The sequence below is a fragment of the Enterobacter vonholyi genome (assembly GCF_040834095.1).
Lineage (GTDB): Bacteria > Pseudomonadota > Gammaproteobacteria > Enterobacterales > Enterobacteriaceae > Enterobacter > Enterobacter vonholyi.
Map to the genome: position 1 here is coordinate 236,649 of NZ_CP162152.1, position 23,754 is coordinate 260,402.

The window sequence follows — 23,754 nt, forward strand, 5'->3', positions numbered from 1 at the left end:
CTGCCGTCATATCTCAAAACTGACTTACGAGTCACGTTTGAGATATTTGCTCTTTAAAAATCTGGATCAAGCTGAAAATTGAAACGACACATCTTTAATGGTGTGTTTGAGTCTCTCAAATTTTCGCAATCAGAAGTGAAACATCTTCGGGTTGTGAGGTTAAGCGACTAAGCGTACACGGTGGATGCCCTGGCAGTCAGAGGCGATGAAGGACGTGCTAATCTGCGAAAAGCGCCGGCGAGGTGATATGAACCTTTGACCCGGCGATGTCCGAATGGGGAAACCCAGTGCAATTCGTTGCACTATCGTTAACTGAATACATAGGTTAACGAGGCGAACCGGGGGAACTGAAACATCTAAGTACCCCGAGGAAAAGAAATCAACCGAGATTCCCCCAGTAGCGGCGAGCGAACGGGGAGCAGCCCAGAGTCTGAATCAGCTTGTGTGTTAGTGGAAGCGTCTGGAAAGTCGCACGGTACAGGGTGACAGTCCCGTACACGAAAGCACACAGGCTGTGAACTCGAAGAGTAGGGCGGGACACGTGGTATCCTGTCTGAATATGGGGGGACCATCCTCCAAGGCTAAATACTCCTGACTGACCGATAGTGAACCAGTACCGTGAGGGAAAGGCGAAAAGAACCCCGGCGAGGGGAGTGAAAAAGAACCTGAAACCGTGTACGTACAAGCAGTGGGAGCACCTTCGTGGTGTGACTGCGTACCTTTTGTATAATGGGTCAGCGACTTATATTCTGTAGCAAGGTTAACCGTATAGGGGAGCCGAAGGGAAACCGAGTCTTAACTGGGCGTTAAGTTGCAGGGTATAGACCCGAAACCCGGTGATCTAGCCATGGGCAGGTTGAAGGTTGGGTAACACTAACTGGAGGACCGAACCGACTAATGTTGAAAAATTAGCGGATGACTTGTGGCTGGGGGTGAAAGGCCAATCAAACCGGGAGATAGCTGGTTCTCCCCGAAAGCTATTTAGGTAGCGCCTCGTGAACTCATCTTCGGGGGTAGAGCACTGTTTCGGCTAGGGGGCCATCCCGGCTTACCAACCCGATGCAAACTACGAATACCGAAGAATGTTATCACGGGAGACACACGGCGGGTGCTAACGTCCGTCGTGAAGAGGGAAACAACCCAGACCGCCAGCTAAGGTCCCAAAGTCATGGTTAAGTGGGAAACGATGTGGGAAGGCACAGACAGCCAGGATGTTGGCTTAGAAGCAGCCATCATTTAAAGAAAGCGTAATAGCTCACTGGTCGAGTCGGCCTGCGCGGAAGATGTAACGGGGCTAAACCATGCACCGAAGCTGCGGCAGCGACACTATGTGTTGTTGGGTAGGGGAGCGTTCTGTAAGCCGTTGAAGGTGTGCTGTGAGGCATGCTGGAGGTATCAGAAGTGCGAATGCTGACATAAGTAACGATAAAGCGGGTGAAAAGCCCGCTCGCCGGAAGACCAAGGGTTCCTGTCCAACGTTAATCGGGGCAGGGTGAGTCGACCCCTAAGGCGAGGCCGAAAGGCGTAGTCGATGGGAAACAGGTTAATATTCCTGTACTTGGTGTTACTGCGAAGGGGGGACGGAGAAGGCTATGTTAGCCGGGCGACGGTTGTCCCGGTTTAAGCATGTAGGCGGAGGTTCCAGGTAAATCCGGTACCTTATTAACGCTGAGGTGTGATGACGAGGCACTACGGTGCTGAAGTAACAAATGCCCTGCTTCCAGGAAAAGCCTCTAAGCATCAGGTAACACGAAATCGTACCCCAAACCGACACAGGTGGTCAGGTAGAGAATACCAAGGCGCTTGAGAGAACTCGGGTGAAGGAACTAGGCAAAATGGTGCCGTAACTTCGGGAGAAGGCACGCTGATATGTAGGTGAAGCCCCTGCGGGTGGAGCTGAAATCAGTCGAAGATACCAGCTGGCTGCAACTGTTTATTAAAAACACAGCACTGTGCAAACACGAAAGTGGACGTATACGGTGTGACGCCTGCCCGGTGCCGGAAGGTTAATTGATGGGGTTAGCGGCAACGCGAAGCTCTTGATCGAAGCCCCGGTAAACGGCGGCCGTAACTATAACGGTCCTAAGGTAGCGAAATTCCTTGTCGGGTAAGTTCCGACCTGCACGAATGGCGTAATGATGGCCAGGCTGTCTCCACCCGAGACTCAGTGAAATTGAACTCGCTGTGAAGATGCAGTGTACCCGCGGCAAGACGGAAAGACCCCGTGAACCTTTACTATAGCTTGACACTGAACACTGGTCCTTGATGTGTAGGATAGGTGGGAGGCTTTGAAGCGTGGACGCCAGTCTGCGTGGAGCCGTCCTTGAAATACCACCCTTTAATGGCTGGTGTTCTAACGTAGACCCGTGATCCGGGTTGCGGACAGTGTCTGGTGGGTAGTTTGACTGGGGCGGTCTCCTCCCAAAGAGTAACGGAGGAGCACGAAGGTTAGCTAATCCTGGTCGGACATCAGGAGGTTAGTGCAATGGCATAAGCTAGCTTGACTGCGAGAGTGACGGCTCGAGCAGGTGCGAAAGCAGGTCATAGTGATCCGGTGGTTCTGAATGGAAGGGCCATCGCTCAACGGATAAAAGGTACTCCGGGGATAACAGGCTGATACCGCCCAAGAGTTCATATCGACGGCGGTGTTTGGCACCTCGATGTCGGCTCATCACATCCTGGGGCTGAAGTAGGTCCCAAGGGTATGGCTGTTCGCCATTTAAAGTGGTACGCGAGCTGGGTTTAGAACGTCGTGAGACAGTTCGGTCCCTATCTGCCGTGGGCGCTGGAGAATTGAGGGGGGCTGCTCCTAGTACGAGAGGACCGGAGTGGACGCATCACTGGTGTTCGGGTTGTCATGCCAATGGCACTGCCCGGTAGCTAAATGCGGAAAAGATAAGTGCTGAAAGCATCTAAGCACGAAACTTGCCCCGAGATGAGTTCTCCCTGAGACTTTAAGTCTCCTGAAGGAACGTTGAAGACGACGACGTTGATAGGTCGGGTGTGTAAGCGCAGCGATGCGTTGAGCTAACCGATACTAATGAACCGTGAGGCTTAACCTTACAACGCCGAAGGTGTTTTGGCGAAGAGACAGAACAATCAATTTCAGCCTGATACAGATTTAACAGAATTTGCCTGGCGGCTTTAGCGCGGTGGTCCCACCTGACCCCATGCCGAACTCAGAAGTGAAACGCCGTAGCGCCGATGGTAGTGTGGGGTCTCCCCATGTGAGAGTAGGGAACTGCCAGGCATCAAAATAGAAGAACCCCGTACCGAAAGGTGCGGGGTTTTTTGCTTTTGTTTTTCACCCTCTCCCTGCGGGAGAGAGACGGGGCGAGGGGCATCAAACCGTACCATTCTCTCCTTGAAACTTTCTCACCTTCCGCTTGCAGACTCGACATTCAAACCATTTCTGGGTATCGTTAGCTATCTGGATGTCTAAACGTTTATACGTATGCTGTGAGGATATAAAGCTATGCCGATTCGGGTGCAGGACGAGCTACCAGCCGTCAATTTCTTGCGTGAAGAAAATGTCTTTGTCATGACGACTTCACGTGCGACAGGTCAGGAAATTCGCCCGCTGAAGGTGCTTATTCTCAATCTGATGCCAAAAAAGATCGAAACAGAAAACCAGTTCCTGCGTCTTCTGTCGAACTCCCCGCTGCAGGTCGATATTCAGCTGCTGCGAATCGATGCCCGTGAGTCACGTAACACGCCTTCCGAGCATCTGAACAACTTCTACTGTAACTTCGATGACATTCAGGGTGAAAATTTCGACGGACTGATTGTGACCGGCGCGCCGCTGGGCCTGGTGGAATTTAACGATGTCGCTTACTGGCCGCAGATCAAACAGGTTCTGGAGTGGGCAAAAGATCACGTCACGTCCACGCTGTTTGTCTGTTGGGCGGTACAAGCCGCACTGAATATTCTCTATGGCATCCCCAAGCAAACCCGCACTGAAAAGCTCTCCGGCGTATACGAACACCACATTCTCCATCCACATGCGTTGCTGACGCGTGGTTTCGATGATTCTTTCCTGGCCCCGCATTCTCGCTACGCCGATTTCCCGGCCCAGCTGATTCGTGATTACACCGATCTGGAGATTCTGGCTGAAACGGAAGATGGGGACGCTTACCTGTTTGCCAGTAAAGATAAGCGCATTGCCTTTGTGACCGGACATCCTGAGTACGATCCGCACACCCTTGCGGCAGAATATTTCCGTGATGTCGAAGCGGGTCTTAACCCGGATGTCCCGTACAACTATTTCCCGAAGGACGATCCACAAAACAAACCGAGAGCGACCTGGCGCAGCCACGGGAATTTGCTTTTTACTAACTGGCTCAACTATTACGTCTACCAGATCACACCATACGATCTGCGTCACATGAATCCAACGCTGGAGTAATCGTCTGCACTAAACGATCCTAAAGCGTTTCAGCTATTCAAATCAGGCACCTTCGGGTGTCTTTTTTATTTTCGAAATACCACTCATCATTCTTTAAAACTTTAATTTCAATAAAATCAATCAATTAAATTCAATTTATAATTAAAATGGAAATTGTTTTTGATTTTAGAAAAAATGGAGATAGTCTTAATTCTGCTGAGCGAAAACTACCCAACGATCTTTCGTTCGCATCGGGAGCGTGATTTTGGATCTTTGATGAGGAGCAGAGTAATGACTCAACAGGCAACGACGGTCGATGAACTGGCCTTTACCCAGCCGTATGGTGAGCAAGAACAGCAGGTATTGACGGCAGAAGCGGTAGAATTTCTGACTGAACTGGTGACCCGCTTTACGCCGCAGCGTAATAAGCTGCTGGCGGCACGCATTCATCAGCAGCAGGAAATTGATAACGGCAAGTTGCCTGGTTTTATTTCGGAAACCGCTTCCATTCGCCGTGGCGAGTGGAAAATCCGCGGCATCCCTGAAGATTTACAGGATCGTCGCGTTGAGATCACCGGTCCGGTAGAGCGAAAAATGGTGATCAACGCCATGAACGCGAACGTTAAGGTCTTCATGGCCGATTTTGAAGATTCCCTGGCGCCGGACTGGCGTAAGGTCATCGAGGGGCAGATCAACCTGCGCGACGCCGTGAACGGCACCATCAGCTATACCAACGAAGCCGGTAAAATTTACCAGCTCAAACCGAACCCGGCGGTGCTGATCTGTCGCGTACGCGGCCTGCACCTGCCTGAAAAACATGTCACCTGGCGTGGGGAAGCCATTCCGGGCAGCCTGTTTGATTTCGCGCTCTATTTCTTCCACAACTATAAAGCCCTGCTGGCGAAGGGCAGCGGCCCGTATTTCTATCTGCCTAAAACGCAGGCCTGGCAGGAAGCAGCCTGGTGGAGCGAGGTCTTCAGCTACGCGGAAGAACGTTTCAATCTGCCGCGCGGCACCATCAAAGCTACCCTACTGATTGAAACGCTGCCTGCCGTATTCCAGATGAATGAAATTCTGCACGCCCTGCGTGACCACATTGTCGGTCTGAACTGCGGACGCTGGGACTATATTTTCAGCTACATCAAAACCCTGAAAAACTATCCCGATCGCGTACTGCCGGATCGCCAGGTCGTGACCATGGATAAACCGTTCCTGAGCGCCTACTCGCGTCTGCTGATCAAAACCTGCCACAAGCGCGGCGCCTTTGCGATGGGCGGCATGGCGGCTTTTATCCCGAGCAAAGACGCAGAGCGCAACAATCAGGTGCTCAACAAGGTGAAAGCCGATAAAGAGCTTGAAGCCCGGAACGGTCACGACGGCACGTGGATTGCGCATCCCGGCCTGGCCGATACGGCAATGGAGGTCTTCAACCGCGTCCTCGGTGACAACAAAAACCAGCTGTTTGTCACGCGTGAAGACGATGCCCCAACGGCTGAAGAACAGCTGCTGGCCCCGTGCGCGGGCGAACGGACGGAAGAGGGGATGCGGGCCAATATTCGCGTTGCGGTGCAGTACATCGAAGCGTGGATCTCCGGCAACGGCTGCGTGCCGATCTACGGCCTGATGGAAGATGCCGCGACGGCGGAGATCTCACGTACCTCTATCTGGCAGTGGATCCACCATCAAAAAACGCTCAGCAACGGCAAGCCGGTGACCAAATCCCTGTTCCGCCAGATGCTGGCCGAAGAGATGCGGGTGATCCAGGACGAGCTGGGCGGACACCGCTTCAGCAGCGGACGCTTTGACGACGCCGCGCGCCTGATGGAGCAAATCACGACATCAGATGACTTAATCGACTTCCTGACCCTGCCGGGCTACCGCTTGCTGGCGTAATCCACCACATAACAATATGGAGCATCTGCACATGAAAACCCGTACCCAACAAATCGAAGAATTGAAGAAAGAGTGGACACAACCTCGCTGGGAAGGCATCCGCCGTCCTTACAGCGCTGAGGAAGTGGTGAAATTACGCGGCTCGGTCAATCCGGAATGCACGCTGGCGCAAAATGGCGCGGCGAAAATGTGGAAGCTGCTGCACGGTGGCTCTAAAAAAGGCTACATCAACAGCCTCGGCGCGCTGACCGGCGGTCAGGCGCTGCAGCAGGCGAAGGCCGGTATTGAGGCGATTTACCTCTCCGGCTGGCAGGTTGCGGCGGACGCCAACCTGGCCTCCAGCATGTACCCGGATCAGTCGCTCTATCCGGCTAACTCCGTGCCGGCGGTTGTGGATCGGATCAACAACACCTTCCGCCGTGCGGATCAGATCCAGTGGGCGGCGGGCATCGAACCCAACGATCCGCGCTTTATTGACTACTTCCTGCCGATCGTCGCGGATGCGGAAGCGGGCTTCGGCGGCGTGCTGAACGCCTTTGAGCTGATGAAATCGATGATTGAGGCCGGTGCAGCGGCCGTTCACTTCGAAGACCAGCTGGCGTCAGTGAAGAAGTGCGGACATATGGGCGGTAAGGTGCTGGTTCCCACACAGGAAGCGGTTCAGAAGCTGGTTGCCGCGCGTCTGGCTGCTGACGTGCTCGGCGTGCCGACGCTGGTCATTGCCCGTACCGATGCGGACGCGGCTGACCTGATCACCTCTGACTGCGATCCGTACGACAGCGAGTTCATCACCGGCGAGCGTACCAGTGAAGGTTTCTATCGTACCCACGCGGGTATCGAGCAGGCGATCAGCCGCGGTCTGGCGTACGCGCCGTACGCGGATCTGGTCTGGTGTGAAACGTCCACGCCGGATCTGGCGCTGGCAAAACGCTTTGCTGATGCCATTCATGCGAAGTATCCGGGCAAACTGCTGGCCTATAACTGCTCGCCGTCCTTCAACTGGCAGAAAAAGCTGGATGACAAAACCATCGCCAGCTTCCAGCAGCAGCTGTCCGACATGGGCTACAAATACCAGTTCATTACCCTGGCCGGTATCCACAGCATGTGGTTCAACATGTTCGACCTGGCGCACGCCTACGCGCAGGGTGAGGGCATGAAGCACTACGTTGAGAAGGTGCAGCAGCCGGAGTTTGCGGCGGGCAAAGATGGCTACACCTTCGTCTCTCACCAGCAGGAAGTGGGCACCGGCTACTTTGATAATGTGACCACGATTATTCAGGGCGGCACCTCCTCCGTCACCGCCTTGACGGGTTCAACGGAAGAAGCACAGTTCTAATCTTTTCCCCCTCTCCCCCTGGGGAGAGGGCTGGTGGTGAGGGGGAATATATGTCGCGTGGCCTGGAATTACTGATTGCCCAAACTATTTTGCAGGGCTTCGATGCCCAGTATGGTCGTTTTCTTGAAGTGACCTCCGGCGCGCAGCAGCGCTTCGAACACGCAGACTGGCATGCGGTTCAGCAGGCCATGAAGCAGCGTATCCATCTTTATGACCACCACGTGGGTCTGGTGGTGGAGCAGCTGCGCTGTATTACCGACGGTAAAAGCCCGGACGCGGAATTTTTACTGCGCGTGAAGGAGCACTACACCCATCTGTTACCCGATTACCCGCGCTTCGAGATTGCGGAGAGCTTTTTCAACTCCGTCTATTGCCGGTTATTTGACCACCGCTCATTATCTCCTGAGCGGTTATTTATCTTCAGCTCCCAGCCTGAACGGCGCTTTCGTACCATTCCGCGTCCGCTGGCGAAAGATTTCTTTCCCGATCGCGGATGGGAAAAGCTCCTGCACCGCGTGCTAACGGATTTGCCGCTGCGCCTGCCCTGGGAGAATAAAACCCGGGATATCGGGTATATCCACGCCCATCTCAAGGAAGCCTTCGGCGCGGAGGTGCTCAGCCACAGCCATTTGCAGGTGGCCAACGAGCTTTTCTACCGCAATAAAGCGGCCTGGCTGGTGGGGAAACTGGTTACGCCGACGGCCATTGTGCCGTTTCTGCTGCCCATTCACCGCACCGACGGCGGGGAACTGTTTGTCGATACCTGCCTGACCACCAGCGCCGAGGCGAGCATCGTGTTTGGCTTCGCCCGCTCCTATTTTATGGTCTATGCACCGTTACCTGCCGCGCTGGTGGAGTGGCTGCGCGAGATCCTGCCGGGTAAAACCACCGCCGAGCTGTATATGGCTATTGGCTGCCAGAAGCACGCTAAAACGGAAAGCTACCGGGAGTACCTGCGCTATGTCACCACGGCCGATGAGCAGTTTATCGAAGCGCCCGGCATTCGCGGCATGGTGATGCTGGTGTTTACGCTGCCGGGTTTCGACCGGGTATTTAAGGTGATCAAAGACAGATTCGCGCCGCAGAAAGAGATGACCGCCGCGCACGTCCGCGCCTGCTACCAGCTGGTTAAGGAGCATGACCGTGTCGGGCGCATGGCGGATACTCAGGAATTCGAAAACTTTGTGCTGGATAAGCAGCAGATCGATCCGGCACTCATGGCGCTTTTAATGCAGGAAGCACCTGCCAAAATCACCGATCTTGGGGACAAGATCGTCATTAGCCATCTCTATATTGAACGACGCATGGTGCCGCTGAATATCTGGCTGGAGCAGTCCGACGGTCAGGCTTTAAGAGATGCGATTGAAGAGTACGGCAACGCGATTCGCCAGCTTGCCGCCGCCAACATCTTCCCGGGCGATATGCTGTTTAAAAACTTCGGCGTCACCCGTCACGGTCGGGTGGTGTTCTACGATTACGACGAAATTTGCTACATGACCGAGGTGAACTTCCGCGATATCCCACCGCCCCGCTACCCGGAAGATGAGCTTTCCAGCGAGCCGTGGTACAGCGTTTCGCCGGGCGATGTGTTTCCCGAAGAGTTTCGCCACTGGTTGTGCGCCGATCCGCGCATCGGGCCGCTATTCGAAGAGATGCATGCCGATCTGTTTCGCGCCAGCTACTGGCGCGGACTGCAAACGCGGATCAAAAATGGGCATGTCGAAGATGTGTATGCATACCGCCGCAAGCAGCGGTTTTGCATCAGGTTTTCAGAGGGCATCATGTAGACCGGGTATGGCGAAGCCGCCACCCGGCAATGCATGCTTAACGAATCCCACCGTACGCCAGCGTCACCTCTTTCGCCGCCTTAATTACCAGTGCGCCCAGCTCGGTAACCCGGTCATCGGTCATGCGCGAAATCGGTCCGGAGATGGAGATGGCGGCAAACGGCTCGCGGTGCTCGTCAAAAATACAGGCTGCGATACAGCGCAGGCCCAGAGCATGTTCTTCATCATCAAACGAATAGCCGCGCTTGCGGGTCAGAGCAAGATCTTCTTTTAAATGCACGGGCGAGACCAGGGTGGCGTGGGTATAGGCGTGTAGCCCTTTACGGTGCAGCAGGCCTGTCACCTGCTCTTCGCTCAGCTGCGAGAGAAATGCCTTTCCCGCGCCGGAGGCGTGCATCGGCAGCTTGCCGCCAATCGGCGCGGACATGCGCATCAGCTGCGTGCACTGCACCTGGTCGATGATAATCGCCTGATGGTCGCTCTGGTCCAGCACCGCCAGGTTTACGGTCTCGCCGGAGTCCTCCATCAGCTTGCGCAGAATCGGGTGAACAATCGCCAGCAGGTTGCGGCTCTGCAGGAAGCTGCTGCCAACAATAAATGCATGCGCGCCCACCGCCCAGTGCCCCAGCTCGCCCACCTGGCGGACAAAGCCCAGCTGCTGCATGGTGGTCAGAAGACGGTGCGTCGTGGAGTTCGGCAGGCCAGCCTGCTGGGCAAGCTCCGTCAGGGCCACGCTGCTGTGCGACTCGGCTATCCACTCCAGCAGCTTCAAACCGCGCGTGAGCGATTGAACCTGTCCGCCCTGTTGTGCGGCGGTGGTGGCAGCAGGTTTTCTGCCGCGTTTAGCGGGAACGGTCGCGACCATGACGATCTCCTTTTTCTGTATCGTGGAAATCATTTTCGTTTTATTTGGTGAATTTGCAACCGTTATCCTGACTGATCGGAGGAGTGATGGTGAACATGTCTCATGTTACCGCTGAGCGGCTTTTCCACCCTGCGAGATTGTGCCAGTATGGAACGCAGCCTTTTGGCCTTGTTGAGCGTTGTCGGGAGCAAGTGTGAGCAGCAAAGTAGAGCAACTGCGTGCGCAGTTAAATGAACGAATTCTGGTGCTGGACGGCGGCATGGGCACCATGATCCAGGGGTATCGTCTGAGTGAAGATGATTTCCGCGGCGAACGCTTCGCTGACTGGCCATGTGACCTGAAAGGGAACAACGACCTGCTGGTGCTCAGCAAGCCGTCCGTGATTAAAGATATCCACAACGCCTACTTCGAAGCGGGTGCGGATATCGTTGAAACCAACACCTTTAACTCGACAACCATCGCCATGGCGGATTACCAGATGGAATCCCTGTCGGCTGAAATCAACCTGGAAGCCGCGAAGCTGGCGCGCGCCTGCGCCGACGAGTGGACGGCCCGCACGCCGGACAAGCCTCGCTACGTTGCCGGGGTGCTTGGCCCAACCAACCGCACCGCGTCGATTTCACCGGACGTCAACGACCCGGCGTTTCGTAATATCACCTTTGACCAGCTGGTTGCTGCCTACCGTGAATCGACCAAAGCGCTGGTGGAAGGCGGTTCCGATCTGATCCTGATTGAAACGGTATTCGACACCCTCAACGCCAAGGCCGCGATTTACGCGGTAAAAGAGGAGTTTGAGGCGCTGGGCGTTGACCTGCCGATCATGATTTCCGGCACCATCACCGACGCTTCCGGGCGCACTCTGTCCGGCCAGACCACCGAAGCGTTTTATAACTCCCTGCGTCACGCCGACGCGCTCTCCTTCGGCCTGAACTGCGCGCTGGGGCCGGATGAACTGCGCCAGTACGTGCAGGAGCTTTCGCGCATTGCGGAATGCTACGTCACCGCCCACCCGAACGCCGGTCTGCCGAACGCCTTCGGCGAATACGATCTTGATGCCGATACCATGGCGGCGCAAATCCGCGAGTGGGCCGAGTCTGGGTTTCTGAACATCGTCGGCGGCTGCTGCGGCACCACGCCTGAACATATCGCTGCTATGAGCAACGCCGTGGCGGGGCTGCCGCCGCGCAAGCTGCCCGAGCTTCCGGTTGCCTGTCGTCTCTCCGGCCTTGAGCCGTTGACCATCGGCGAAGACAGCCTGTTTGTGAACGTGGGCGAGCGTACGAACGTTACCGGTTCCGCGAAGTTCAAACGCCTGATCAAAGAAGAGAAGTACAGCGAAGCGCTGGACGTCGCGCGTCAGCAGGTGGAAAACGGCGCGCAGATTATTGATATCAACATGGATGAGGGGATGCTCGACGCCGAAGCGGCGATGGTGCGTTTCCTCAACCTGATTGCCGGTGAGCCGGACATTGCCCGCGTGCCGATCATGATCGACTCCTCCAAATGGGAAGTGATCGAGAAGGGGCTCAAGTGCATTCAGGGAAAAGGCATCGTCAACTCTATCTCGATGAAAGAGGGCGTGGATATCTTTATCCACCACGCGAAGATGGTGCGCCGCTACGGTGCCGCCGTGGTGGTGATGGCTTTTGACGAAGTGGGCCAGGCCGATACCCGCGCGCGTAAAATCGAGATTTGCCGCCGGGCATATAAAATTCTGACCGAGGAGGTGGGCTTCCCGCCGGAAGACATCATCTTTGACCCGAACATCTTCGCCGTGGCGACCGGTATCGAAGAGCATAATAACTATGCTCAGGACTTTATCGGGGCATGTGAAGATATTAAACGCGAGCTGCCGCATGCGCTGATCTCCGGCGGCGTGTCGAACGTGTCGTTCTCGTTCCGCGGTAACGACCCGGTGCGCGAAGCGATCCACGCCGTGTTCCTCTACTACGCCATCCGCAACGGGATGGACATGGGGATCGTCAACGCCGGCCAGCTGGCGATTTACGACGACCTGCCCGCAGAGCTGCGCGACGCGGTTGAAGACGTGATCCTTAACCGTCGCGATGACGCCACCGAGCGCATGCTGGACCTGGCGGAAAAATACCGCGGCAGCAAATCGGATGAATCGGCCAACGTTCAGCAGGCCGAGTGGCGCGCCTGGGACGTGAAAAAGCGTCTGGAATATTCGCTGGTAAAAGGCATCACCGAGTTTATCGAGCAGGATACCGAAGAGGCGCGTCAGCAGTCAGCCCGCCCGATCGAGGTGATCGAAGGGCCGCTGATGGACGGCATGAACGTGGTAGGCGATCTGTTCGGTGAGGGCAAAATGTTCCTGCCGCAGGTGGTGAAATCTGCCCGCGTGATGAAGCAGGCCGTGGCGTACCTGGAGCCGTTTATCGAGGCCAGCAAAGAGAAAGGCTCCAGCAATGGCAAAATGGTCATTGCCACCGTCAAGGGCGACGTGCACGACATCGGCAAGAACATTGTCGGCGTGGTGCTGCAGTGTAATAACTACGAGATTATCGACCTCGGCGTGATGGTCCCGGCGGATAAAATCCTCAAGACCGCGCGCGAAGTGAACGCCGATCTGATTGGCCTCTCCGGGCTGATCACCCCGTCGCTGGACGAAATGGTTAACGTGGCGAAGGAGATGGAGCGCCAGGGCTTCACCATTCCTCTGCTGATTGGCGGCGCGACCACCTCCAAAGCGCACACGGCGGTGAAAATCGAGCAGAACTACAGCGGGCCGACGGTCTACGTTCAGAACGCCTCGCGCACGGTGGGCGTGGTCTCCGCACTGCTCTCTGACGCCCAGCGCGACGAGTTTGTTGAGCGCACCCGCAAAGAGTACGAAACCGTTCGCATCCAGCACGGGCGCAAGAAACCGCGCACCCCGCCAGTTTCACTCCAGGCGGCGCGCGATAACGATCTGGCGTTTGACTGGTCGAGCTATACGCCGCCGGTCGCGCATCGACTGGGCGTTCAGGAGGTCAGCGCCAGCATAGAAACGCTGCGCAACTACATCGACTGGACGCCGTTCTTTATGACCTGGTCGCTGGCGGGCAAATATCCGCGCATCCTGGAAGATGAGGTCGTAGGTGAAGAAGCGAAACGCCTGTTTAAAGATGCCAACGATATGCTCGACACGCTGAGTGCTGAGAAAACCCTCAATCCGCGCGGCGTGGTGGGGCTGTTCCCGGCCAACCGCGTGGGAGACGACATCGAAATTTATCGCGATGAAACCCGCACCCACGTGCTGGCGGTCAGCCGCCATCTGCGTCAGCAAACCGAGAAAGTGGGCTTTGCCAACTACTGCCTGGCCGATTTTGTCGCGCCGAAGCTGAGCGGAAAAGCCGACTATATCGGCGCCTTTGCGGTAACCGGCGGTCTGGAAGAAGATGCGCTGGCGGACGCGTACGAAGCGCAGCACGACGATTACAATAAAATCATGGTGAAAGCGATAGCCGACCGCCTGGCAGAAGCCTTCGCCGAGTACCTGCACGAGCGCGTGCGCAAGGTGCACTGGGGCTACGCGGCGAATGAAAACCTCAGCAACGAGGAGCTGATCCGCGAAAACTACCAGGGTATTCGTCCGGCACCGGGATATCCGGCCTGTCCGGAACACACCGAAAAGGGCACTATCTGGCAACTGCTGGACGTCGAAGCCCATACCGGAATGAAGCTCACCGAGTCGTTCGCCATGTGGCCGGGTGCGTCCGTCTCCGGCTGGTACTTCAGCCACCCGGACAGCAAGTACTTTGCCGTGGCGCAGCTGCAGCGCGATCAGATTGAAGATTACGCCCTGCGCAAAGGCATGAGCGTATCAGAAGTCGAGCGCTGGCTGGCACCCAATTTAGGCTACGACGCAGACTAACGTCACTTTTCCTTACAACAAACAGGGCACCTCAAGGGTGCCTTGTCTCTTTCTTACGCTTAAACCCTTATACTGAACCTATGGAAAACGAATAACGATAAGGAGGAAAACCTTTCGTGCTGACCTTGTTACACCTGCTTTCTGCAGTCGCACTGCTCGTATGGGGCACCCATATCGTTCGTACCGGCGTGATGCGCGTCTTTGGCGCGCGCTTGCGTACCGTTCTCAGCAGCAGCGTTGAGAAGAAGCCGCTCGCCTTCTGCGCGGGTATTGGCGTAACGGCACTGGTGCAGAGCAGTAACGCCACAACCCTGCTTGTCACCTCCTTTGTGGCGCAGGATCTGGTGGCGCTGGCTCCGGCGCTGGTCATTGTGCTGGGGGCCGACGTGGGGACCGCGCTGATGGCGCGTATCCTGACCTTCGATCTCTCCTGGCTGTCGCCGCTGCTGATTTTTGTCGGCGTCATCTTCTTCCTCGGCCGCAAACAGACGCGGGCCGGCCAGCTTGGACGCGTGGGCATTGGCCTGGGGCTGATTCTGCTGGCGCTGGAGCTGATTGTGCAGGCGGTCACCCCTATTACCGAGGCCAACGGCGTTCAGGTCATCTTCGCTTCCCTAACCGGGGACATTATGCTCGACGCGCTGATTGGCGCGGTGTTTGCCATCGTCAGCTACTCCAGCCTGGCCGCCGTGCTGCTGACGGCCACGCTTACTGCCGCCGGGGCGATCTCCTTCCCGGTGGCGCTGTGTCTGGTGATAGGTGCCAACCTCGGCTCTGGCCTGCTGGCGATGCTCAATAACAGCGCGGCCAACGCTGCCGCCCGCCGCGTGGCGCTCGGTAGCCTGCTGTTTAAGCTGGTGGGCAGCCTGATTATCCTGCCCTTTATCCATCCGCTGGCGAACCTGATGGACAACCTCCCGCTGCCGAAGGCGGAGCTGGTGATCTACTTCCACGTGTTTTATAACCTGGTGCGCTGCCTGGCGATGGTGCCTTTTGCCGGGCCGATGGCCCGCTTCTGCGAACGTCTCATTCAGGACGAACCGGAGCTGGATGCGCGCCTGAAGCCGAAGCACCTGGATACGTCCGCGCTGGATACCCCGGCACTGGCGCTGGCGAATGCCGCGCGCGAGACGCTGCGCATGGGCGACGCGATGGAAACCATGCTCGAAGGCCTGCAAAAGGTGATGCACGGCGAGCCGCGAGAGGAGAAAGAGCTGCGCAGACTGGCGGACGATATCAACGTGCTCTATACCGCCATTAAGCTTTACCTGGCGCGCATGCCGCAGGACGAACTGGCGGAAGAGGAGTCCCGCCGCTGGGCGGAAATCATTGAGATGTCGCTTAACCTTGAGCAGGCCTCCGATATTGTTGAGCGCATGGGCAGCGAGATAGCCGATAAATCGCTGGCCGCACGCCGGGCGTTCTCCGTTGAAGGCTTAAAAGAGCTTGAAGCGCTGCACGAACAGCTGGTCAGCAACCTCAAGCTGGCGATGCTGGTCTTCTTTTCCAGCGACGTGCCGAGCGCGCGCCGCCTGCGCCGCAACAAGCATCGTTTCCGTATCCTGAACCGCCGCTATTCGCACGCCCACGTTGAGCGTCTTCACCAGCAGAACGTGCAGAGCATCGAAACCAGCTCGCTTCATCTGGGGCTGCTGGGGGATATGAAGCGTCTCAACTCGTTGTTCTGCGCGGTGGCCTACAGCGTGATGGAACAGCCGGATGAAGATGACGAGCGGGATGAGTATTAATCTCTGAAAGCGCCTCGCAAAACTTTTTTGCGAGGCGTGACACCTTATCATGCGCCATTTACACACTACACTTCGCCAATTCATGCGCATTCCGATGGGGGGCTCATGCGCACTACTCATGGCTGCACTGCAGGAGCAGTTTCGTGCGCATCAGCGCGCAGAGTGGTTAGCAGAAAATAAAGTTTCTATCGAGGCCATTAACCAGTGGGTTGATGAAAACGGCTCCTTTAGTGACTTTCAGAGGTCATTCTGATGGATCAATAGGCAGGCATATCGCCAAAAGAGTTAGGCGAGCGTGTCGCCGATCTTACGCAAAACAGTGCTTCATTGCGGGATGCACTCGATTTTTTGATCAACGGTTACTAACACTTTTTTGTCAGCCGCAAGGTAAGGTATATTTCGCCCTTCACAGGAGAAACTATGCTGCCAACTCAATCAACCCGATTAAACAAATACATTAGCGAGAGCGGAATCTGCTCACGTCGCGAGGCTGACCGTTACATTGAACAAGGTAACGTGTTTCTTAACGGCAAACGCGCCACCATCGGCGACCAGGTGGTCCCTGGCGATGTGGTTAAAGTGAATGGTCAGGTCATCGAACCGCGTGATGCTGAAGACCTGGTGTTTATCGCGTTGAACAAACCGGTTGGGATTGTCAGCACCACGGAAGACGGCGAGCGGGACAACATCGTTGATTTCGTGAACCACAGCAGCCGTATCTTCCCGATCGGCCGTCTGGATAAAGACTCTCAGGGGCTGATTTTCCTCACCAACCACGGCGATCTGGTCAACAAGATCCTGCGTGCCGGTAACGATCACGAAAAAGAGTACATTGTGACGGTGAATAAGCCGGTCACGGACGACTTTATTCGCGGCATGGGCGCCGGTGTGCCGATCCTCGGTACCGTCACGAAAAAGTGTAAGGTGAAGAAAGAAGCGCCGTTCGCGTTCCGCATTACCCTGGTGCAGGGCTTAAACCGCCAGATCCGCCGCATGTGCGAGTACTTCGGTTATGAAGTGACGAAGCTGGAGCGCACGCGCATCATGAACGTTAGCCTGTCCGGCATCCCGCTGGGTGAGTGGCGCGACTTAACGGACGACGAGCTGATCGAGCTGTTCAAGCTTATCGAGAACTCCTCGTCCGAAGCGAAGCCGAAGGCCAAAGCAAAACCGAAAGCTCAGGCGATTAAGCGCCCGGTCGTGAAGGCGCCGCAGGCGGAAGAGAAAGGGCGAGGCAAGCCGGGCAACGGAAAACGCTTTACCCAGCCGGGGCGTAAAAAGAAAGGGCGCTGATTAGCGCCTTCCACGGGTTGATGTGGTGGCGGACCAGGAAAAGGTCGCTTCTGCATCAGGTTTATAAGCCTGCTCTTTTTTCAGCTTGCGGGCCTTTTTCGCCGCGGCGTCACGTTGCGCCATCAGCTTATCGATGTACTCTTTTTTCACCTGATTGGTTTCGGCGTTCGTCAGCGTGCGGCCATGTGCGATACGAGCGCGGTCGAGAAGCGTTTTCAGCTCGCGCTGCTCGGCTTCCGTCATGTCTTTCTGGGTCAAACGTGGTGTAGCCATTGCTGAAGCCTCCTGATGTGGAGGCTTCAGTGTAAAGCAAGCAGCGTAAATTAACCCTGCTTCACCGCATCTTTTTTCGTTTGTTCATCAATCGGTTTGCCGGACCAGTAGCCCGCCAGCAGAGAGCCGGAGAGATTGTGCCAGACGGAGAACAGCGCACCCGGCAGGGCCGCCAGCGGCGAGAAGTAGATTTTACCGAGCGCCGCCGCCAGGCCGGAGTTCTGCATCCCTACCTCGATTGCCAGCGTGCGGCAGGTCGATTCGTCGAAGCCAAACAGTTTCCCGCCCCAGTAGCCGCCCAGCAGGCCGATGGTGTTATGCAGCACAACCGCGACGATCACCACAAAGCCTACGGAAGCAATGTGCGAGGCGGAGCCCGCCACCACGGCGCTGATGATGGCCAGAATGCAGATCATCGAAAACGCGGGCAGATACGGCTCAACGGCCTTCACCACGCGAGGGAACAGGTGGTGAATGACCAGCCCAAGCGCAATCGGGATCACCACGATTTGCAGAATGCTCAGCAGCATCCCCATCACGTCCACCTGAATATGCGCATCCACGTACAGGCGGGTTAACAGCGGCGTGGCAATCACGCCCACCAGCGTGGAGACGGACGAGATAGTGACGGAGAGCGCCACGTCGCCTTTCGCCAGATAGATCATGACGTTGGACGCCGTGCCGCTGGCCACGCTGCCCACCAGCACCATCCCGGCGGAGAGATCGGGCGGCATCTTAAAAGCCATCGCCAGCAGCCACGCCGCGAGCGGCATCACCAGGTAGTGCAGAAATATCCCTGCCGCGACGGGCGCAGGGCGAGACAGCACGCGCTTAAAATCGTCTACTTTCAGATGCACACCCATACCGAACATGATCAGCATCAGCAGCGTGGCGACCCACGGACCAATACCGGTGAACGTGGTGGGCGTGTAATACGCGAGTACGGAGAGCAGCAGCGCCCATAACGGGAACAGCCGCGTAATAGCGGATAACATAATGATTTCCTTGCGATGAATGTTGCGTGTGTTTGTTATAAAAAGCCGGGATCGAGCCCGGCTATAGTTATTGTTTATCGCGTAAGGAAGTAATATTCAAATGAATTATGACCGGATGCTTTCCCAGCTCAGACTAAAGCGAGCCAGATATTTACGCAGTCGGTCGGCGTCGTTAGGATTGGCTTTTTTGAGCCGTGAAACGGCAAACAGCTCACGTCCGGCTTCAGACAACGATGCGCTGCGGCGACATACCTCCAGCACCGTTTCCAGTTGCCGCTGGTCAAAGAGGTCAATCTCCATGTCAGTTGCAGGCTGCGTCACGTCAGTTTGCCAGTCGGTCTGAAGACGTGAGATCTCCTCCAGCACCAGATCCTGAGTAATACGCCCTCGTTCCGCCAGCGTCGCCATGCGTGCGACGCTGGCGCTCAGTTCGCGAAAGTTGCCCCGCCACAGCGCTCTGCTGGAACAGGCAAAGGCCAGATAGCCTTCGCGTGCCTCTTTATCGAAGCGGATTTGCGTCTGGCTTGCGCGAGAGAAACGTTGAAGTTCGTAGTCAACATTCGGCGTGATGTCTTCTTTCCGTTGGGCAAGGCCGGGTAATGCAAAGCTCCACATATTAATACGGGCATAGAGATCTTCACGAAAACGTCCTTCTGCCACCCACTGGCGCATATCACGGTGGGTTCCGGCGATAAGTTGAAAATCGCTGTGAACTTCTTTATCGGAGCCAAACGGGAAAAAAGTTTTCTCTTCAATGGCTTTGAGCAGCATCGCCTGTTCATCCAGGCCTAGTTCGGCAATCTCGTCGAGGAAAAGGACACCGCCATCGGCTTCACGCAGCAGGCCGCTGCGCGCCGACAGTGCGCCGGTAAAGGCCCCTTTCACATGGCCGAACAGCGTGGACATGGCGTTATCACCGCGCAGGGTCGCGCAGTTGACGGAAACCAGTTTGCCGGAAACCTGATGGCGTGACTGCTTAAGCTGATAAATGCGGTTCGCGAGGAACGACTTGCCCGCGCCGGTGGGGCCGGTCAGCAGGATCGGGGCTGTTGAACGTAGCGCCACGCGTTCAATCTTGTCGATCAGACTGTTAAAGGTGGCATTTCGCGTCTCAATACCCGCTTTCAGAAATGAGATTGACTGCTGCTGCTCGCGCTGAAAACGGTTGGTAAGGGTCGTGTAGCGGCTTAAATCCAGGTCGATAATTGAGTAAGTTCCGGCTGCAGTCTCCTCAGCAGAGGCTTCTTTTCTGGCAGGGCCAGTCTGCAAAAGGCTGGCGGGAAGATAGCGGGCTTCCGTCAGCAGGAACCAGCAGATCTGCGCCACATGCGTGCCGGTGGTGATGTGGACGAAATACTCTTCGCGATCGGTATCAAAAGTGTACTGGGTGGCGAAATCGAGAAACGCGGCATAAACCTCTTCGAAATCCCACGGGTCTTCAATGATTACCGTGCTGGGACGCACCTCGGTGTGGGGGGAAACCAGCACAATATCTTCCGCCAGTTGCTGAGCCATGCCGAGATCTCGCGGTTGATGTAGCAGCTCCAGCCTGTCGACCGGGAAATCCGGCTGTTGGCACAGCCCGACGGTCGGTCGCCATTTGCGAAAGCGATTAGCCCGCTTTCCCCGTTTATCCATCACGGTGCCAAGCACCCCGATCACCACCTTCCGCTTCTTCATGTTTATCCAGAAAGATAATTGTCGATATAGCAGGATAAGAAATGTTGAGCCGAACGGCAATGCATGAAAAGCGCGATAAATAAAAATCATTAATTATCAATAAAATAAAAAAATAAAACAGCGATTTTTGTTTTTGGCACGCTTCTGGCAATAAAGATAACGTCACGACGTTGAGCACACTGGGGTTAAGGCCCCGTCGGCGCACCAGGAACGGCAAGGCTGTTTTCCGGGGGCGTTCCGTCAACCAATGACAGATAGAAGGGTTCGATTCCCGATTCATTCTCCCAATGAAAACTGGTTGTAAACATCAAAGTAAAAACGGGTATTGCGCAGTCAGTAATCCCAATGAAGGTCGCCGGTAATGGCGCCGGATCGCAGGCGAAAAGGCATTCCCCTGTGATTTCGTGCCTGCACCCGCGCCTGACTTTAAGGAATATAAAATGGCTAAAAAAATCACGATAAAAAAAGGTCAGTTAGGACTGGTAGCAAAAGCTGGCGATTATTACCGGGTACTGGAGGCGGGTGAACACCGTCTGGGTTGGTTCAATACTGACGACGTGCTGGTGGTGAGCCAGGATGGCAGCGAGGTGCCGGGTGCGCTGGCGGATTATCTGCGCCGCTTTCAGCCTGACTGGGTGGTACGTTACTGCCTGGCGGTTGACCTTACTGCAGATGAAATCGGGGTGTTATCGAACAACGGCGTATTGCAGGAAATTGTGCCGCCTTCGACTCGTCGTCTGTACTGGCAGCAGGATGCGGCGTTGAGCCTGCAAAGAATCGATACCCGCGACGTGCGGGTGCCGGTGGACGTGATGAATGCTGCTCTGCAACCGCGTCGTAATGGTGCGCTAAAGGGGCGCGACGCGATGCTGGTCGTACAGGTACCTGCCTGGCACGTCGGGGTGGTGAAAATCGACGGAGAAATTCAGGCACTGTTACCGCCGGGACTGACGGCTTACTGGAAAATTAACCATCTGGTTGAGGCAGAGGTAGTGGATACGCGCCTTCAGGTGGTGGAAGTGAGCGGGCAGGAGATCCTGACGAAGGACAAAGTTAACCTGCGCCTGAACCTGGCGGCTAACTGGCGCTACAGCGACGTGCTGCAGGCCTGCGGACAGCTTACGAAACCGCTGGAACATTTGTACCGCGAACTCCAGTTCGCACTGCGTGAGGCGGTCGGCACCCGCACGCTCGATGAGTTACTGGAAGATAAGCAGATCATTGATGAGGTGGTCAGCAAACAGGTGCAAGGCCGCCTGTCATCCTTTGGAATGGAAATTGCGTCGCTTGGGGTAAAAGATATTGTTTTACCTGGTGATATGAAAACAATTTTATCCCGTCTGGTAGAGGCCGAAAAATCGGCCCAGGCGAATGTTATTCGCCGACGTGAAGAAACGGCGGCGACACGATCGCTGTTAAACACCGCAAAGGTGATGGAGAACAACCCGGTGGCGCTGCGTTTAAAAGAGCTGGAAACCCTGGAAAGGGTCGCGGAGCGTATCGACAAAATTTCAGTATTTGGTGGCCTGGACCAGGTATTACACGGCCTTGTTAACCTGAAAGGATAACGCAATGCAACAGAATGATTTTGAATTACTGACGGCGTCAAACGGCGCCCCGATCAAAATGTGGACTCACGGCGTTCCCGTGGAGCCAGAGGCACAGGCGCAGTTACTGAATACTGCAAAGATGCCGTTTATTTTCAAACACCTTGCGGTGATGCCCGACGTTCATCTCGGTAAAGGCTCAACCATCGGCAGCGTGATTCCGACCAAAGGGGCAATTATTCCTGCGGCGGTTGGCGTGGATATTGGCTGCGGGATGATTGCCGTTCGCACGTCGCTGGTGGCCGGTGATTTGCCGGATAATCTCAGCGGTTTACGTAGCGCCATTGAACAGGCAGTACCGCATGGGAGAACCAATACGCGTTCTCGACGGGATAAAGGCGCGTGGGAAACGCCACCGAAAGAAGTGGACGATCGCTGGTTGGTGTTGGCCCCACGTTTTAAACAACTCACGGATAAATACCCGCAGTTGCGGAAAACCAACAACTACCAGCATCTGGGCACGCTGGGTACCGGAAACCACTTTATTGAAATTTGCCTCGATGAGCAGCAGCGCGTCTGGGTGATGTTGCACAGCGGCTCGCGCGGCGTAGGAAACGCCATCGGTAATTTGTTTATCGCCCTGGCACAGCAGGATATGCAGCATCACCTGGGACATCTGCCGGATAAAAATCTGGCCTATTTTCAGGAGGGGAGTCGTCACTATGAGGACTACATTGAGGCGGTGGAGTGGGCGCAGGATTTTGCCCGCCACAATCGGGAAGTGATGATGTCGCGCGTGCTGGCGGCGCTCTCTCGCGAAGTGACAAAGCCCTTTATTACGCAGCAGGAGGCGGTTAACTGCCATCACAACTATGTGCAGAAAGAGCATCACTTTGGGGAAGAGGTACTGATCACGCGCAAAGGTGCGGTGTCGGCGCAGAAAGGGCAGATGGGGATTATTCCGGGCTCAATGGGCGCAAAGAGCTTCATCGTGCGTGGCCTCGGCAACGAGCAAAGCTTCTGTTCCTGCAGCCACGGCGCCGGGCGAGTGATGAGCCGAACGGCGGCAAAAAAACGCTATACCCTTAGCGACCATATTCAGGCGACCTCTCACGTAGAGTGTCGCAAAGACAATGAGGTGATCGATGAAACGCCGATGGCCTATAAAGACATTGACGCCGTGATGGCCGCGCAATCGTCGCTGGTGGAGATCGTTCACACCCTGCGTCAGGTAGTGTGTGTAAAAGGATAAAAAAATGAGCAACAACGATGTTGATAGCGCGATGCGCGCACGTGTCTGCGCGCAACTTCGCGATATAGAGCAGCGCTATAACGTGCGCGTGCTCTACGCCTGTGAATCGGGCAGCCGGGGATGGGGATTTGCCTCACCGGATAGCGATTATGATGTGCGGTTTTTGTACGTTCACCACCCAGAATGGTATCTGCGCGTCGAATCCCAGCGGGATGTGATCGAGCTGCCGATAGATGATGAACTGGACGTTTGTGGCTGGGAATGGCGCAAGGCACTGGGCCTGCTGAAGGGGGCAAACCCGACGCTTATCGAGTGGCTGGATTCCCCTGTTGTTTATCAGGAGGATGAGACGGTAGTGGCCGAGTTGCGTGCGCTGATACCTGCGTGGTTTTCGCCATTGCGCGCCCGCTGGCATTATTACTCAATGGCCCGAAAAAACTTCCGTGGATATTTACAGGGGGAAACGGTTCGGCTGAAAAAGTACTTTTATGTTCTGCGACCTTTGCTGGCGGCGCGGTGGGTAGAAGCGGGGAAAGGCGTTCCACCGATGCGTTTTGCCGAACTGCTTGCCGGGAGCGAACTGTGTGCGCCGTTACGTGCGGAAATCGATGCATTGCTGGAAATAAAACAGCGCGCAGGTGAAGCGGAATATGGTCCTAAACGGCCCTTACTCCACGCTTTTTTGCAAAGTGAGCTGGTGAGAGGAGAAGTGCCGCCGGTACTACCCGACAGCAGAGAAGGAAATTTAAAAGATCTGGATTCGCTGCTGATGAGAACAGTAATGAAAAGCTAAAGAATGGCCCGGTAGTGAAAACGCCCGGGCC

General features: G+C 55.8%; 15 protein-coding genes, 2 rRNA genes and 1 pseudogene. 14 read left to right on the forward strand and 4 right to left on the reverse strand.

From position 1 onward, the window contains the following. Positions 1 to 157 precede the first annotated feature (157 nt). The 6 genes from AB3N39_RS01100 to aceK all read left to right on the forward strand — a co-directional run bounded on the left by AB3N39_RS01100 (position 158) and on the right by aceK (position 9,400). Positions 158 to 3,062: ribosomal RNA gene (locus tag AB3N39_RS01100) — 23S ribosomal RNA — on the forward strand. A gap of 72 nt (positions 3,063 to 3,134) precedes the next feature. Next, positions 3,135 to 3,250: ribosomal RNA gene (gene rrf, locus AB3N39_RS01105) — 5S ribosomal RNA — on the forward strand. Between the two features lie 225 nt (positions 3,251 to 3,475). Continuing rightward, positions 3,476 to 4,405, forward strand: coding sequence for a homoserine O-succinyltransferase (gene metA / locus AB3N39_RS01110; RefSeq protein ID WP_136195985.1), 930 nt, complete (start codon positions 3,476 to 3,478; stop codon positions 4,403 to 4,405). A gap of 270 nt (positions 4,406 to 4,675) precedes the next feature. Continuing rightward, positions 4,676 to 6,277, forward strand: a complete 1,602-nt coding sequence (gene aceB, locus AB3N39_RS01115) for a malate synthase A (protein ID WP_367897010.1) — start codon at positions 4,676 to 4,678, stop codon at positions 6,275 to 6,277. Positions 6,278 to 6,308: 31 nt separating this feature from the next. Beyond that, the gene (aceA, locus tag AB3N39_RS01120; RefSeq protein WP_143344513.1) at positions 6,309 to 7,613 is read left to right on the forward strand and encodes an isocitrate lyase; all 1,305 of its coding nucleotides are present in this window, start codon (positions 6,309 to 6,311) and stop codon (positions 7,611 to 7,613) included. 50 nt (positions 7,614 to 7,663) lie between these two features. Then, entirely contained in the window at positions 7,664 to 9,400 is a 1,737-nt protein-coding gene (gene aceK / locus AB3N39_RS01125) for a bifunctional isocitrate dehydrogenase kinase/phosphatase (RefSeq protein WP_367897011.1), read from the forward strand. A 37-nt stretch (positions 9,401 to 9,437) separates the two neighbouring features. Here the strand turns inward: aceK and iclR are convergent, their stop codons facing one another. Beyond that, on the reverse strand, positions 9,438 to 10,265 hold the full coding sequence (gene iclR, locus AB3N39_RS01130; RefSeq protein WP_223562133.1) for a glyoxylate bypass operon transcriptional repressor IclR: 828 nt from the start codon (positions 10,263 to 10,265) through the stop codon (positions 9,438 to 9,440). 193 nt (positions 10,266 to 10,458) lie between these two features. On the opposite strand from iclR, the gene metH reads away from it, so the two are divergent. From metH to rluF, 5 genes and pseudogenes are all read left to right on the forward strand, one after another. Further along, entirely contained in the window at positions 10,459 to 14,142 is a 3,684-nt protein-coding gene (gene metH, locus AB3N39_RS01135; protein WP_367897012.1) for a methionine synthase, read from the forward strand. A gap of 116 nt (positions 14,143 to 14,258) precedes the next feature. Then, entirely contained in the window at positions 14,259 to 15,890 is a 1,632-nt protein-coding gene (locus AB3N39_RS01140) for a Na/Pi cotransporter family protein (RefSeq protein WP_111965810.1), read from the forward strand. A 49-nt stretch (positions 15,891 to 15,939) separates the two neighbouring features. Continuing rightward, positions 15,940 to 16,143, forward strand: coding sequence for a type II toxin-antitoxin system CcdA family antitoxin (locus tag AB3N39_RS01145; protein WP_127729223.1), 204 nt, complete (start codon positions 15,940 to 15,942; stop codon positions 16,141 to 16,143). Between the two features lie 11 nt (positions 16,144 to 16,154). Next, positions 16,155 to 16,256 (forward strand): annotated as a pseudogene (locus AB3N39_RS01150) (taxon MazF); the annotation flags it as partial. Positions 16,257 to 16,310: 54 nt separating this feature from the next. Beyond that, positions 16,311 to 17,183: a 23S rRNA pseudouridine(2604) synthase RluF gene (gene rluF / locus AB3N39_RS01155; RefSeq protein ID WP_111965811.1), complete on the forward strand. Its 873-nt coding sequence runs from the start codon at positions 16,311 to 16,313 to the stop codon at positions 17,181 to 17,183. Here the strand turns inward: rluF and AB3N39_RS01160 are convergent, their stop codons facing one another. From AB3N39_RS01160 to rtcR, 3 genes are all read right to left on the reverse strand, one after another. After that, positions 17,184 to 17,456 carry a DUF3811 domain-containing protein gene (locus AB3N39_RS01160; RefSeq protein ID WP_023309994.1) on the reverse strand — a complete coding sequence of 91 codons (273 nt, stop codon included), beginning with the start codon at positions 17,454 to 17,456 and terminating at the stop codon, positions 17,184 to 17,186. It lies immediately after the preceding gene. Positions 17,457 to 17,506: 50 nt separating this feature from the next. Beyond that, a complete protein-coding gene (gene panS, locus AB3N39_RS01165; protein ID WP_143344516.1) occupies positions 17,507 to 18,451 on the reverse strand; it encodes a ketopantoate/pantoate/pantothenate transporter PanS in 945 nt (314 codons plus the stop codon). Between the two features lie 105 nt (positions 18,452 to 18,556). Next, on the reverse strand, positions 18,557 to 20,131 hold the full coding sequence (gene rtcR / locus AB3N39_RS01170) for an RNA repair transcriptional activator RtcR (protein WP_143344517.1): 1,575 nt from the start codon (positions 20,129 to 20,131) through the stop codon (positions 18,557 to 18,559). Positions 20,132 to 20,571: 440 nt separating this feature from the next. Here rtcR and AB3N39_RS01175 point away from each other — a divergent pair, with 440 nt between their 5' ends. Genes AB3N39_RS01175 through AB3N39_RS01185 form a run of 3 tightly spaced genes read left to right on the forward strand, consistent with a single transcriptional unit; the run spans position 20,572 to position 23,723 of the window. After that, positions 20,572 to 21,699 (forward strand): slipin family protein, encoded by a 1,128-nt coding sequence (locus tag AB3N39_RS01175; RefSeq protein WP_133293567.1) that lies wholly within the window; start codon positions 20,572 to 20,574, stop codon positions 21,697 to 21,699. 4 nt (positions 21,700 to 21,703) lie between these two features. Then, on the forward strand, positions 21,704 to 22,930 hold the full coding sequence (locus tag AB3N39_RS01180) for an RtcB family protein (protein WP_143344518.1): 1,227 nt from the start codon (positions 21,704 to 21,706) through the stop codon (positions 22,928 to 22,930). A gap of 4 nt (positions 22,931 to 22,934) precedes the next feature. Beyond that, on the forward strand, positions 22,935 to 23,723 hold the full coding sequence (locus AB3N39_RS01185; RefSeq protein ID WP_115876950.1) for a nucleotidyltransferase domain-containing protein: 789 nt from the start codon (positions 22,935 to 22,937) through the stop codon (positions 23,721 to 23,723). Positions 23,724 to 23,754: the final 31 nt, after the last annotated feature.

What these genes read in the sequence shown, in the direction of transcription:
- metA (WP_136195985.1), top strand. Translation starts at nt 3,476, where the DNA reads ATGCCGATTCGGGTGCAGGACGAGCTACCAGCCGTCAATTTCTTGCGT.
- aceB (WP_367897010.1), top strand. Translation starts at nt 4,676, where the DNA reads ATGACTCAACAGGCAACGACGGTCGATGAACTGGCCTTTACCCAGCCG.
- aceA (WP_143344513.1), top strand. Translation starts at nt 6,309, where the DNA reads ATGAAAACCCGTACCCAACAAATCGAAGAATTGAAGAAAGAGTGGACA.
- aceK (WP_367897011.1), top strand. Translation starts at nt 7,664, where the DNA reads ATGTCGCGTGGCCTGGAATTACTGATTGCCCAAACTATTTTGCAGGGC.
- iclR (WP_223562133.1), bottom strand. Translation starts at nt 10,265, where the DNA reads ATGGTCGCGACCGTTCCCGCTAAACGCGGCAGAAAACCTGCTGCCACC.
- AB3N39_RS01145 (WP_127729223.1), top strand. Translation starts at nt 15,940, where the DNA reads ATGCGCCATTTACACACTACACTTCGCCAATTCATGCGCATTCCGATG.
- rluF (WP_111965811.1), top strand. Translation starts at nt 16,311, where the DNA reads ATGCTGCCAACTCAATCAACCCGATTAAACAAATACATTAGCGAGAGC.
- AB3N39_RS01160 (WP_023309994.1), bottom strand. Translation starts at nt 17,456, where the DNA reads ATGGCTACACCACGTTTGACCCAGAAAGACATGACGGAAGCCGAGCAG.
- panS (WP_143344516.1), bottom strand. Translation starts at nt 18,451, where the DNA reads ATGTTATCCGCTATTACGCGGCTGTTCCCGTTATGGGCGCTGCTGCTC.
- rtcR (WP_143344517.1), bottom strand. Translation starts at nt 20,131, where the DNA reads ATGAAGAAGCGGAAGGTGGTGATCGGGGTGCTTGGCACCGTGATGGAT.
- AB3N39_RS01175 (WP_133293567.1), top strand. Translation starts at nt 20,572, where the DNA reads ATGGCTAAAAAAATCACGATAAAAAAAGGTCAGTTAGGACTGGTAGCA.
- AB3N39_RS01180 (WP_143344518.1), top strand. Translation starts at nt 21,704, where the DNA reads ATGCAACAGAATGATTTTGAATTACTGACGGCGTCAAACGGCGCCCCG.
- AB3N39_RS01185 (WP_115876950.1), top strand. Translation starts at nt 22,935, where the DNA reads ATGAGCAACAACGATGTTGATAGCGCGATGCGCGCACGTGTCTGCGCG.